The organism is Qipengyuania flava, from assembly GCF_011762005.1.
In the GTDB taxonomy this organism is placed as follows: Bacteria; Pseudomonadota; Alphaproteobacteria; order Sphingomonadales; family Sphingomonadaceae; genus Qipengyuania; species Qipengyuania flava.
The window spans coordinates 367,088-379,440 of record NZ_JAASQU010000001.1 but is presented as its reverse complement, the minus strand read 5'-3'; the positions used below and the strand labels follow the sequence as shown (position 1 = coordinate 379,440).

10 protein-coding genes are annotated in these 12,353 nt (G+C 65.3%); 4 read left to right on the top strand and 6 right to left on the bottom strand.

Features of this window, described 5'->3' with window-relative positions; genetic code table 11:
- The first annotated feature begins 74 nt into the window (after window positions 1–74).
- The 4 genes from FHS69_RS01885 to FHS69_RS01870 are packed head-to-tail and all read left to right on the top strand — an operon-like array spanning window position 75 to window position 4,243.
- A complete protein-coding gene (locus FHS69_RS01885) occupies window positions 75–857 on the top strand; it encodes a uracil-DNA glycosylase family protein (RefSeq protein ID WP_166776108.1) in 783 nt (260 codons plus the stop codon).
- Entirely contained in the window at window positions 854–2,578 is a 1,725-nt protein-coding gene (locus tag FHS69_RS01880) for a lytic transglycosylase domain-containing protein (protein WP_166776106.1), read from the top strand. The genes FHS69_RS01885 and FHS69_RS01880 overlap by 4 nt, the downstream gene beginning before the upstream one ends.
- Window positions 2,578–3,105 (top strand): molybdenum cofactor biosynthesis protein B, encoded by a 528-nt coding sequence (gene moaB, locus FHS69_RS01875; protein WP_166776104.1) that lies wholly within the window; start codon window positions 2,578–2,580, stop codon window positions 3,103–3,105. Before FHS69_RS01880 ends, moaB begins: the two co-directional genes overlap by 1 nt.
- A gap of 40 nt (window positions 3,106–3,145) precedes the next feature.
- Window positions 3,146–4,243, top strand: coding sequence for a PA0069 family radical SAM protein (locus FHS69_RS01870; RefSeq protein ID WP_166776102.1), 1,098 nt, complete (start codon window positions 3,146–3,148; stop codon window positions 4,241–4,243).
- Window positions 4,244–4,265: 22 nt separating this feature from the next.
- Here FHS69_RS01870 and FHS69_RS01865 read toward each other — a convergent pair whose 3' ends face one another.
- The 6 genes from FHS69_RS01865 to FHS69_RS01840 form a co-directional block, all read right to left on the bottom strand.
- Window positions 4,266–4,697, bottom strand: a complete 432-nt coding sequence (locus tag FHS69_RS01865) for a DUF1330 domain-containing protein (protein ID WP_166776100.1) — start codon at window positions 4,695–4,697, stop codon at window positions 4,266–4,268.
- Window positions 4,698–4,699: 2 nt separating this feature from the next.
- Window positions 4,700–6,301 carry a long-chain fatty acid--CoA ligase gene (locus FHS69_RS01860; RefSeq protein ID WP_166776098.1) on the bottom strand — a complete coding sequence of 534 codons (1,602 nt, stop codon included), beginning with the start codon at window positions 6,299–6,301 and terminating at the stop codon, window positions 4,700–4,702.
- 132 nt (window positions 6,302–6,433) lie between these two features.
- On the bottom strand, window positions 6,434–9,910 hold the full coding sequence (gene dnaE, locus FHS69_RS01855) for a DNA polymerase III subunit alpha (protein ID WP_166776096.1): 3,477 nt from the start codon (window positions 9,908–9,910) through the stop codon (window positions 6,434–6,436).
- Window positions 9,911–10,021: 111 nt separating this feature from the next.
- Window positions 10,022–10,300 (bottom strand): hypothetical protein, encoded by a 279-nt coding sequence (locus tag FHS69_RS01850; protein WP_166776094.1) that lies wholly within the window; start codon window positions 10,298–10,300, stop codon window positions 10,022–10,024.
- A gap of 48 nt (window positions 10,301–10,348) precedes the next feature.
- Window positions 10,349–11,035: an ABC transporter ATP-binding protein gene (locus tag FHS69_RS01845; RefSeq protein WP_067466326.1), complete on the bottom strand. Its 687-nt coding sequence runs from the start codon at window positions 11,033–11,035 to the stop codon at window positions 10,349–10,351.
- Window positions 11,028–12,269 (bottom strand): lipoprotein-releasing ABC transporter permease subunit, encoded by a 1,242-nt coding sequence (locus FHS69_RS01840; RefSeq protein WP_166776092.1) that lies wholly within the window; start codon window positions 12,267–12,269, stop codon window positions 11,028–11,030. Before FHS69_RS01840 ends, FHS69_RS01845 begins: the two co-directional genes overlap by 8 nt.
- Window positions 12,270–12,353 lie beyond the last annotated feature (84 nt).

Here is a 12,353-nt window from a genome sequence, read left to right as displayed (position 1 = left end):
TTTTCGTCGCGTAACTTGTGCGTGTGCCTTGATTGGTGGCGCTATTGAGGTCAAGACCTGCCGACCTAGGAATGATGCACGCCGAACCCCCGTCCCCGCGCGAATTCAGCGCCCTGGAAAGCCTCGAGGGCGCGCTCGACTGGTGGCGCGAAGCCGGCGTCGACGCCGATTTCTCGGACGAGCCGAGCGGTTGGCTGCTCGAGCCCGAGAGCGAGAATTCCGTAGCGGCCCCGCCACCGCCTGCCCCCCCGCCGGTCCAGCGCCAGACGCCGTTGCAGCGCGCACTCGATCGGCCCGCCGAAGACAAGAACCGGTTCGACCGCGAGACACTTCCCGGCACGCTCGAAAAATTTCGCGAATGGTGGATGACCGAACCCGCGCTGGCGGATGGTTCGCTCGACCGGCGCGTGCCGCCACGCGGCGTAGCCGAAGCGCGCCTCATGGTCGTGTTGCCGCAGCCCTTCGCAGACGACACCGATGGCTTGCTGACCGGCGGGACCGCGCCTTTCGTTGCCGCGATCCTGCGGGCTATGGGGATCGCCGAACACGAAACCTATCTCGCCAGCGCGCTGCCCACGCCCATGGCGATGCCCGATTGGGACGATCTGCGCGCCGCCGGCTTCGGCGATGTCGCGCGGCATCACATTGCGCTGGCCGCGCCGCAGCGCGTGCTGATGTTCGGCCGCGCACCGCTCGCGCTGCTCGACATCGCCGCCGACCGCGCGCGTGAGCCGCTGGTAATCGAATGCGCGGGCCGACAAGTGCCGCTGCTCGCCGCCCCTGATCTGCACAATCTGGCGCGTTCGGCCGGACGGCGCGCCAATTTCTGGAATCGTTGGCTGGATTGGACACGATGAGCTTTCGCACCCTTGCTGTCGCCCTGCTTGCCGGCGGCGCCTCTGCTCTGCTTCCCACCCCTGCCGCCGCGCAGGCGGATAGCGTCGAATATTTCACCCGCGCGCATGCCGCAGCGCTGCCCCAACTGCTGTCGAGCGACGACCGCGCCTATTACGGCTCGTTGTTCGAGGCGGTCGATGCGCGCAACTGGGACCGGGTCGAAGTCATGCTGGCCGCGCGCGACAGCGGGCCGCTGCATGGCGCCGCGCTGGCGGCCTATTATCTCCATCCGCAAAGCCCGCGGATCGAACTGCCCCGGATCGAGGCGTGGCTGGCCCGTTATTCGCGGCTGCCGCAAGCCGAAGCGATCGTCCGGCTGGGCCAGACCCGGGGCCTCGAGAACCCGCCCAGCCTCCCACGCGCGCGCGATCTCGTGCGCCAGCCGAGCTCGAGCAAGCGCATTCGCCCGGGCACGATTACCGATGGGACGATGCCCGAAAGCGTCCGCTCGGCGATTCTCGAGCGGATCACCAATGACGATCCCGACGGCGCGCGGCTGCTGCTCGACGGGGTCGACGCCACGCTCAGCCCGCAGGCGCGCGCCGAATGGCGCTATCGCGTGGCGTGGAGCTATTACATCGAGAACCAGGATGCGCAGGCCTGGGCGCTGGCGGACACCGCGCGTGACAATGGCAGCGGGCCATGGGTTGCCGAGGGCGACTGGGCCGCAGGGCTCGCGGCGTGGCGGCTGGGGGATTGCGACAAGGCGGCCGAAGCCTTCCAGCGCAGCGCCGCCGGATCGACCAATCCCAACCTTACCGCTGCCGCGCATTACTGGGCCGGCCGCGCGCTGATCCGCTGCCGCTTCCCCGAGAAGGCCGACGAGCAATTGCGCGGCGCGGCGCGTTTCCCCGAAACGCTCTATGGCATGCTCGCGCATGAGCAGATGGGCCGCGACCTGCCCGAAACGCATGCGCAGCCCGATTTGACCGAGGCCGACTGGCGGCGGCTGCGCGATGAGGAAGCGGTTCAGCAAGCGGTGATGCTCGCCGAGATCGGGCGGCGCGACGAGGCGGCGGACGATCTGGTCTGGCTGGTCCGTCACGGCAACAGCGACGATTATGCCGCGCTTTCGCGGCTGGCGCGCGCACTCGGGCTGACGGGTGCACAGACTTTCATGGCCTACAATGCGCCGCGCGGAGAAGGAGCGCATCCCAGCCTGCGCTATCCCGTCACTTTCCGGACGCCTGTGGGCGGCTGGCGGGTCGATCCGGCTCTGGCCTTTGCGCATGCGCTGCAGGAATCGAATTTCCGCGAACGCGTGGTCAGCCCCGCTGGCGCCATCGGCCTGATGCAGATCATGCCGATCACGCAGCGCGAATATGCTGCCTCGATCAACATGAGCAGCAATGCCGATCTCAAGGACCCCGCGGTCAATCTCGCTTTCGGGCAGCGCACGCTGGAATCGCTGTCGACCGCAGGCTACACGCAGGGTCGCCTGCCCAAGATCATGGCCGCCTACAATGCCGGCCCGTCGCCCGTAGGGCGCTGGGAAAGCGAGATCCGCGACGACGGCGACCCGCTGCTCTACATGGAAAGCATCCCTTATTGGGAAACGCGCGGCTATGTCGCGGTGGTGATGCGCAATTACTGGATGTATTTGCGGCAGGCCGATGCCCCCGCGCCCAGCCGGATCGACCTCGCCGAGAACGACTGGCCGCTATTCCCCAAGGTGCGCTGATGCCGATCGACCAGAATCTCCGCTTCCAGCCCGTCCGGATCGCGCTGCTGACTGTCTCCGACACGCGCACGCTGGCCGACGACAGCTCGGGTGACATCCTCGCCGCGCGGATCGCCGATGCTGGCCATGAACTCGCCGCGCGCGAAATCAGTCGCGACAGCAAGAACGAGATCGCCGCGCATCTGCATCGCTGGATCGACGATGAGACGGTCGATTGCGTGATCACCACGGGCGGCACGGGGCTGACCGGGCGCGACGTCACGCCCGAAGCGCTCGACCGCGTAAAGGACAAGGACATTCCCGGCTTCGGCGAACTGTTCCGCTGGCTCAGCTACGAGACGATCGGGGTCAGCACGATCCAGAGCCGCGCCTGCGCCGTGCTCGCACGCGGCACCTACATCTTCGCCCTGCCCGGTTCGAACGGTGCGGTGAAGGACGGGTGGGACAAGATCCTCCTCCACCAGCTCGACAGCGGCTTCCGCCCCTGCAATTTCGTCGAACTTATGCCGCGGCTGCGCGAACGCTAGACGCTGTTCACGCGTCAATGTTCCATGTATGTTCTCATGCATGGAACGACGACTCGCCCCTGCCATATCGGGACGCGGCGCACAGGGCGCGGCGGTGCCTACGCGTTTCGGCCTCGCCACGCGCGAGGAGGACGGCGACTGGCGCGATTACATGGAGCAATTGGTCTCACACGATGAAGGCCCGCCCGTAAAGCTGCGCACCGAGGTGACCGAGGAATTTCCGCGCACCATCCTCAGCTTCAACCAGTCGCCCGACGTGCCCTTCGACCGTTCGGTCAACGCCTATCGCGGCTGCGAGCATGGCTGCGTCTATTGCTTCGCGCGGCCCACGCATGCCTATCACGATCTCTCGCCCGGGCTTGATTTCGAAACGCGCCTGTTCGCCAAGCCCAATGCGGCAGAGCTGCTGCGCGCCACGCTGGCCAAGCCCAAATACCGCCCGCGTCCACTGGCGATGGGGACGAATACCGATCCCTACCAGCCGATCGAGGCGCGCTACCGCATCACGCGGCAGGTGCTGGAGGTCTGCCTCGACGCGCGCCACCCGGTGACGATCACCACCAAGTCCGATCGCGTGCTCGCCGATCTCGACCTGCTGGCCGAACTGGCCGAGCGGCGGCTGGTGGCGGTGGCGATCTCGGTTACCTCGCTCGACCCTAGACTGTCGGGCAAGCTCGAGCCGCGCGCAGCGGCCCCCGCCAAACGACTGCAGGCATTGGGGAAACTGGCCGAGGCAGGCGTGCCGACGCATTGCTCGGTATCGCCGATCATTCCCGCGATCACCGACGAATTCATGGAAGAGATTGTCCAGCGCGCCGCCGCGCTCGGGGTCGACAGCGTGGGCTGGATACCCCTGCGGCTGCCGCACGAGGTCGCCCCGCTGTTCCGCGAATGGCTCTCGGTCCATTATCCCGAACGCGGCGACAAGGTGATGGCAATCGTCCGCTCGATCCGCGACGGGAAGGACAACGATCCCGACTTTCACACACGCATGAAACCCACCGGCGTATGGGCCGACCTCTTCCGCGCGCGTTTCCGGCTCGCCTGCAAGCGCGCCGGGCTGGCCAAGGCGAAGTTCGAGCTGGATTGCACGCAATTCAGGCCCCCTGCGATAGGCGGACAGATGCGGTTGTTATGATATCCTCCCCGTATTGGGGAGGCTAGAACCCCTCGCCCGCTTCACCGGGTTCGAAGCGCATCAAGCGGCTGTCGACCAGCGCGGCCGTGCGGTTGACCACCGCCTGCTGGTATTCGGGGTCCTTGATCATTTCGAAGAAGGCGCCGGCATTGGGGTATTGCGCGACGAAACCGTCATGCCAGCGCTTGGCGTCGGGACCGGTCACCATGGTCTGGAAGCTCCCGCGCCAGACGATCGTGCCGCCAACGCGGCGAAAGATCGGACCGCTGGTCTTGCCATATTCCTCGTAGGCACGGCACCCGCTCCAGCCCTTGCCGGCGTGCTCGTGGCCCTGCGGATACTCCGCCTGCTCGCGATACTCAAGCAGGTTGAGCATGTGGATCGGCTCGTCACGGGGCAAGTCCTTGAACGCCTGGAAATTCGCGGGGCTCGGATCGATATAGCTGCTCGCCATGGTCAGATTTCCAGCTGGTAGTCGCTGAACCGGTCGCGCAAATCCTTCTTGCTGATCTTGCCGGTGGCGGTGTGCGGGATGTCGTCGACGAACTCGACCGCATCGGGCAGCCACCACTTGGCGACCTTGTCGGACAGGAAGTTGATCACCTCTTCCGCGGTGACGTCCTTGCCCGCCTGCTTGACCACGAACAGCACCGGGCGCTCGTCCCACTTGGGATGCATCATCCCGATGGCGGCAGCTTCGGCGACCGCTGGATGGCCCACCGCGGCGTTCTCGAGTTCGACCGAGCTGATCCATTCGCCGCCCGACTTGATCACGTCCTTGGTGCGGTCGGTGATCTGCATCGTGCCGTCGGGGTGCAGGATCGCCACGTCGCCGGTGTTGAACCAGCCCTCGGCGTCGATCGCGTCTTCCTCCGCCTTGAAATAGCGCTTCACCACCCAGGGCCCGCGGATGTGCAACGCGCCCGAGCTTTCGCCGTCGCGCGGGAGGACCTTGCTCGGATCGTCGAGATCGACCGTGCGCAGTTCCACGCCGAAAATCGGGCGGCCCTGCTTCATCGTCTTCTCGACCTTTTGGTCGAAGGTGAGCTGTTCCCAGTCGCCCGTCGGCCCGCCGACCGTGCCGATCGGCGAGGTCTCGGTCATGCCCCAGGCGTGCTGGACGCGCGTGCCGTTTTTCATCAGCCGCTCGATCATGAAGCGCGGCGCGGCCGACCCGCCGATGGTCGCGGCGCGCAGCTTGGGCAGCTCGAGATCATTGGCGTCGCAATACTGGAAATGCGCCAGCCATACCGTCGGCACACCCGCTGAATCGGTCACGCCTTCGGTCTTCATCACTTCGTCGAGCACCGCGGGATCGTTGACCGCGCTGAAGACGAATTTGATCCCTGCCATCGCGCCGGCGTAGGGCAGGCCCCAGCTGGCCGCGTGGAACATCGGCACCACCGGGAGCATCACCGAGGACGCGGTAAAGTTGAAGGTCGACGGCTGCAGTCCGGCCAGCGCATGCAGCAGCGTCGAGCGGTGCTCGTACTGCACGCCCTTTGGATTGCCCGTGGTGCCGCTGGTATAGCAGATCATGCAGGGATCGCGCTCGTCGCCATCGACCCATTCGAAATCGCCGTCCTGCTCGCCGATCCAGTCTTCGAAGCTGGTCGCGTGCTCGCCGCTGTCGAAGCAGATGTAATGTTCGACCGTGGGCCATTTGTCGCGCATCTTGTCGACGATCGGCTGGAACGCCGCATCGTAGATCATCACCTTATCCTCGGCGTGATTGACGATGTATTCGAGCTGGTCTTCGAACAGGCGCGGATTGCAGGTGTGCAGCACGCCGCCCATCCCCGCGACGCCGAACCAGCTAACGAGATGGCGCGCGTGGTTCATGGCGAGGCTGGCAACCTTGTCGCCCTTGCCGAGGCCCAGCGCCTGCAGCGCCTGGCTCATCTTCTTCGCGTCCCGGCGCACGCCCGCCCAGTCGGTGCGGGTCTCGCTGCCATCCGCCCAGCGGGTGACGATTTCACGGTTCGGGGCTTCCCGGGCTGCGTGGTCGATCACATGCGAGATCCGCATGCTCCAGTCCTGCATCGCGCCAAGCGACATATGTATTCCTCTCCGTTTTATGGTCATTGCAGGGCGCCGATGGCGACGCAGCGATCCAGAGCCCATTCGCCGCCAGCAGGCGACTGTGGGCGCTGGATGGCCACGCCGTGCGGGCGTGCAACGACCGTGTACTCAGGCGACGAGGCGCAGGTTCGCCTTGCCCCGCCGCGCGGTCAGCTGCACCTTGGCAAGCCCGGGCACGCTTGCCAAGCGTTCGGCAAGCTCCCCGTCGATAGAAAATGTTCGCCCCAATCGCATGACGGGCGCGGCGGCATCGCCGGTCAACAAGGTGGCGACCGCTTCGTCGCCACCCTCGCCACCTTCGCCCAGTGCCAGCGCCAGCTGCGCCATGGCCTCGACGCTCTCGACCTCGAGCGTCAGCAGCATCGCCATGCTCCCGCGCACCGCGTCGAGTGGGACCGCCCCGCGCACCGTGATCCGCGGCGGTTCGTCGGGGCTGGGGCTGTCGAGCTCGACATCGAGCTTCACACAGGTCCCGTTCCTGGCCCATTCGAGGAACTTCTCGACCAGCCCCTCTTCGAAACAGGCGGCGCTGAACTGGCCCGAGGCGTCGGAGAAATCGGCACGGATGAAGGGCTTGCCGCGCTTGGTCGTGCCCTTGCTGGCGCCTTCGACCTGCACCGCCATCACCGCCCCCATGCGCCCGCCACCGGGCACGCCGCCGGACATCAGCGAGGCGTGCGACCGCGCGCCCTGCGCGCTGGCGATCTCGCGATAGGCGGCGGTCGCATGCTGCTTGAAGGAAAAGCCCATGTTCTCCTTCTCGCGAGCGCGTGCCTCGCTGAGCGACCAGTCTTCCGCGTCCTTCAATCGCAGATCGTCCTCGACCGCTGCGTCCTCGCCGCCGAACAGGCCCGCCTGCCCGCTCGAGCGTTCGCGCTCGGCCGCATCCGCTACCGCCAGCAGCATGTCCGCATTGGCCATCAGCTTGGCGCGGTTGGCTTCGAATTCGTCGAGCGCGCCCGCGCTGATCAGTGCCTCGAGCTGGCGCGAATTCATCGATCCCTTGGGCAGCCGTTCGAACAGGTCCTTGAGGCTTTCGAACCGGCCCGCCGCCTCGCGTTCCTCGACGATTGCCTCCATCGCGCGCTCGCCGACATTGCGGATGCCCGCAAGGGCATAGCGCACGGCATAGCCGTCGTCGGTCTGCTCGACCGTATATTCGGCTTCCGAGTAATTGAGCGCGGGCGGCAGCACCGTGATCCCGCCACGCCGCGCATCGTCGACGAAGATTGCCAGCTTTTCGGACTGGTGCATGTCGAAGCACATCGAGGCGGCGTAGAATTCTTCCGGGTAATGCGCCTTGAGCCAGGCGGTCTGATAGGCGAGCAGCGCATAGGCGGCGGCGTGTGACTTGTTGAAGCCATATCCGGCGAACTTGTCGATCAAATCGAACAGCGCGTTCGCCTCGGCCTTCTCGATCCCGCTGACCTCCTTGCACCCCGCCACGAAACGCTCGCGCTGGATGTCCATCTCCGCCTGGACCTTCTTGCCCATCGCACGGCGCAGCAAATCGGCGTCGCCGAGCGAATAGCCCGCGAGGATCTGCGCCGCCTGCATGACCTGTTCCTGGTAGACGAAGATGCCGTAGGTCTCGGCCAATATGCCTTCGAGCTTGGCATGGGGGTACTCGATTTCGACCTCGCCCGCCTTGCGCTTGCCGAACAGGGGGATGTTGTCCATCGGGCCCGGACGGTAGAGCGAGACAAGCGCGATGATGTCGCCGAAATTGGTCGGCTTCACCGCGGTCAGCGTGCGCCGCATGCCTTCGGATTCCAGCTGGAACACGCCCACCGTGTTGCCCGCCTTCATGAGTTCGTAGACCTTGGGATCGTCGAGCGGCAATTGCGACAGGTCGATGTCGATCTCGCGCCGCTTGAGCAGGTCGACCGCCTTCTTGAGCACCGACAGCGTCTTCAGGCCGAGGAAGTCGAACTTGACCAGCCCCGAGCTCTCGACATTCTTCATGTCGTACTGCGTCACCGGCATGTCCGAGCGCGGATCGCGGTAGAGAGGCACCAACTTGGCCAGCGGGCGATCACCGATCACCACGCCCGCCGCGTGGGTCGAACTGTTGCGCGGAAAGCCTTCGAGTTGCATCGCCAGGTCGACGAGCCGCTTCACCTCGTTGTCGTTGTCGTATTCGGCCTTGAAATCGGCCGCGCCATTAAGCGCGCGCGGCAGCGTCCACGGGTCGGTCGGGTGGTTGGGCACCATCTTGCACAGCCGGTCGACATGGCCGTAGCTCATTTGCAGGATGCGCCCCGTATCGCGCAGCACCGCGCGCGCCTTGAGCTTGCCGAAGGTGATGATCTGCGCGACGTGGTCGTGCCCGTATTTCTGCTGGACGTAACGGATCACCTCGCCGCGGCGGGTTTCGCAAAAGTCGATATCGAAGTCGGGCATCGACACGCGTTCGGGATTGAGGAAGCGTTCGAACAGCAGGCCCAGCTGGATCGGATCGAGATCGGTGATCGTCAGCGCCCAGGCGACGAGGCTGCCCGCGCCTGAACCACGCCCCGGGCCCACGGGAATGTCGTGGTCCTTGGCCCATTTGATGAAGTCGGCAACGATCAGGAAGTAGCCGGGAAATCCCATCTGGTTGATGATGTCGACTTCGAATTGCAGCCGGTCGAAATAGACCTTGCGCTGCTCGTCGCTCATCTCGCCATAAGGTTCGAGCCGGGCTTCCAATCCCTTGCGCGCGTCTTCTTCCAGCGCGCGCGCCTCGCCCTCGAGGTCGCCCGCGAGGCTGGGCAGGATCGGCTTGCGATAGGGTGGCGCATAGGCACAGCGCTGCGCCACGACGAGCGTGTTCTCGACCGCTTCGGGCAGGTCGTCGAAGGCCTCCTCCATCATGTGGTAGGTCTTGACGTAACTTTCGGGGTTCGACTTGGCGCGCTCCTCCGCATCGACATGCGTCGAACCGGCAATGCACAACATCGCATCATGCGCCTTGTGCATGTGCGGCTCCGCGAAATTGGCGGGATTGGTGGCGACCAGCGGAAGGTCGCGTGCATAGGCGAGATCGACCAACGCTGCTTCGGCGCGTTCCTCGACCGCGTTCCCGCGCCGCGCGAGTTCGATGTAGAGCCGTTCGGGGAACAGCGCCTGCAACCGGTCGAGCGCGGCTTCGGCATGGCTTTGCTGGCCTTCCGCCAGAAGCCGCGTGACCGCGCCCTCGCTTGCCCCGGTGAATGCGATCAGCCCGTCGGTATATCCGGCGAGATCGTCCATCCCGACATGCGGATCATATTCAAGCGGCCGTTCGAGATGCGCCTTCGAAACGAGGTGGCAAAGATTGTCGTAACCCGCCTCGTCCTGCGCATAGAGCGGGAGGTAATCGACCTGCTTGCCCTCGCTGTCGCGCGCGACACCCAGCAGCGTACCGATGATCGGCTGCACGCCTTCCGCCTTGCAGGCATTGGCGAACATGACTGCGCCATACAGCCCGTTGCGGTCGGCGATCGCGATCGCGGGAAAACCGCGCTCCTTGGCAAGCTTGGCCATCGCCTTCGGATCGATCGCGCCCTCGAGCATCGTATAGGCGGAAAGGATACGAAAGGGGACGAAGGGCTTGTAAGGCATGCTGCGCAATATGCGCAGCGCGCGGGGATTCGCCAAGCCGTGCGCAGCCCGCTTTCCTCCATTCCGTCAGCTGGCCGCGGTCAAGACCCTTGATGGCGTTACCGCCCGGTCTCAGGCGTGCGGGAAATCGGGTAGTGCGGCCAGTTGGGCGACTTCGGCGGCGTGGTATTCGCGGTCACCTGCCTTCTCGATGCAATAGGCAGCGCGTTCGTTCTCCGGCAGCAGCATCATGTGGCGGATCATCTCGGCGAAAGTGCCGCTGCGCAGGCCCTTGGCCCCATCGAGCACGCCATCGCCGTCATCCACGCGGTGCAGGCTGGCGCGATCGTCCCACGCGATGCCTTCGTGGTGGGTATCGTCGGCGCGGAAGGTGCTGGGATGGTCGGTCATGCAAAATCTCCTTTGCCCGACCAACGACTGAACCGCATTCGGGGTCCGTCAGGCGAGCAGGCCTTCGTGCAACCGCACAACGCGATCCATCTTCTGCGCCAGCCGCTCGTTATGCGTTGCGATCAGCGCCGCGCTGCCCTCGCCACGCACCAGCGAGAGGAACTCGGCCAGCACCCGGTCCGAGGTCACCTCGTCGAGATTGCCGGTGGGTTCGTCGGCGAGCACGAGATCGGGCTTGTTCGCCAGGCCGCGGGCGACGGCGACACGCTGTTGCTCGCCCCCCGACAGCTGGCTCGGGCGATGGTCGAGCCGGTGCCCCAGCCCAAGCGCGACCAGCAGTTCCTGCGCCCGCGCCTCGGCTTCGGCGCGCGGGGTGCCGGCGACAAGTTGCGGCAACACGACATTTTCCAGCGCGTCGAAATCGGGCAGCAGGTGATGGAACTGATAGACGAAACCCAGATGGTCACGGCGCAATGCGGTGCGCGCGCGCGAGTTCGACTTCTCCGCCGAATGGCCCGCAATCACGATCTCGCCGCCGAAGCCGCCCTCGAGCAGCCCGACCGCCTGCAGCAGCGTGGATTTGCCCGAACCCGAAGGGCCAAGCAGCGCAACGATCTCGCCCGGGCGGATCGCCAGATCGACCCCGCGCAGCACGTCGATCCGCTCGCCGCCCTGTTCGAAGCTGCGGGTGAGCGCCTTGAGCTCGACCACCGGTTTGACGCCCAGATCATTCATAACGCAGCACCTGCACGGGATCGGTGTTCGCCGCCTTCCACGCCGGGTAGAGCGTGGCGAGGAAGCTGAGGCCCAGTGCGAGCAGCGCGATCATGGTCACCTCGCCGCCGTCGACCTTCGAAGGAATGGTGGTGAGGAAGCGGTATTGCGGATCCCACAAGTCCTGCCCGGTCAGCGCGCCGATCGCCTGGACGATCTGCTGCCGCCCGGCGAGGATCGCGAAACCCAGCGCAAGCCCGATCACCGTCCCGATCGCGCCCACGGTGAAGCCGGTGGTGACGAAAATCTTCATCAGGCTCTGCCGCGTCGCGCCCATCGTCCGCATGATCGCGATGTCGCGCGTCTTGGCCCGTACCAGCATCACGAGGCTGGAGAGGATGTTGAACGCTGCCACCAGCACCATGAAGCTGAGCGCAAACGCCATCGCCGCGCGCTCGACCTGAAGGGCGTCGAACAAGGCTGAGTTTATCGTTTTCCAATCGTTGACGACTGCCCGCCCCTGCACCGCACGCTGCACGGGTGCGAGAATTTCGCCGACCTCGTCGGGATCATTTACCGTAACCTCAATCATGCTCACCGCATCGCCGATCAGCATGAGGGTCTGCGCGTCCTGCATTGGCATCACCACGAACGCGCCGTCGTAATCGTAGACGCCGACCTCGAAGATCGCGGCGACTTCGTAACCGATCTGCCGCGGCATGGTGCCGAATGGGGTCGAACGTCCCTGCGGATTGATTACAGTGATCGTGTCACCAACGCGGGCGCCAATATTTTCGGCGAGGCGCACCCCGATGGCGACCTTGCTTGCACCGGGCAGCAGCTGGGCGAAGTCGCCGCTGATCGCCTTCGTAGCGAGATCGTCGAGGTCTTCCTGAATATTACCACGTATGAGAATGGCTTCGACACGGCCGTTGAAGCTGCCCAACAGCGGCTGTTCAATCAAGGGGCTCGCGTCGACCACCCCCGGCGTTGCACGCACTTCCTCGAGGATGTTTTCCCAATCGTCCATCCGGCCGCCATAAGCCTGGACGATAGCGTGCCCGTTCAACCCGGTGATCTTGTCTAGCAGTTCGGCGCGAAAGCCGTTCATCACGCTCATCACCACGATCAGCATCGCCACCGACAGCATCACCACGCCGATGGAGATGCTGGCAACGAGGGCGATGAAAGCCTCGCCCTTGCCCGGAAGCAGGTAGCGTTTGGCGATCGTCCATTCGAAGGGAGAGAGGATCAAGGCAGCCCTTGTCTTTGCCTGCGGGAAGCGACGCGTTTAGGCAGAGGCACCTTGCTGCGCAATGAAATCGTGCGCGGCAGCGTG

Excerpts from the sequence above, each read along its gene's own strand:
- FHS69_RS01870 (WP_166776102.1), top strand. The coding sequence starts at position 3,146 with ATGGAACGACGACTCGCCCCTGCCATATCGGGACGCGGCGCACAGGGC.
- moaB (WP_166776104.1), top strand. The coding sequence starts at position 2,578 with ATGCCGATCGACCAGAATCTCCGCTTCCAGCCCGTCCGGATCGCGCTG.
- FHS69_RS01880 (WP_166776106.1), top strand. The coding sequence starts at position 854 with ATGAGCTTTCGCACCCTTGCTGTCGCCCTGCTTGCCGGCGGCGCCTCT.
- FHS69_RS01845 (WP_067466326.1), bottom strand. The coding sequence starts at position 11,035 with ATGAATGATCTGGGCGTCAAACCGGTGGTCGAGCTCAAGGCGCTCACC.
- FHS69_RS01885 (WP_166776108.1), top strand. The coding sequence starts at position 75 with ATGCACGCCGAACCCCCGTCCCCGCGCGAATTCAGCGCCCTGGAAAGC.
- FHS69_RS01865 (WP_166776100.1), bottom strand. The coding sequence starts at position 4,697 with ATGGCGAGCAGCTATATCGATCCGAGCCCCGCGAATTTCCAGGCGTTC.
- FHS69_RS01850 (WP_166776094.1), bottom strand. The coding sequence starts at position 10,300 with ATGACCGACCATCCCAGCACCTTCCGCGCCGACGATACCCACCACGAA.
- FHS69_RS01860 (WP_166776098.1), bottom strand. The coding sequence starts at position 6,301 with ATGTCGCTTGGCGCGATGCAGGACTGGAGCATGCGGATCTCGCATGTG.
- dnaE (WP_166776096.1), bottom strand. The coding sequence starts at position 9,910 with ATGCCTTACAAGCCCTTCGTCCCCTTTCGTATCCTTTCCGCCTATACG.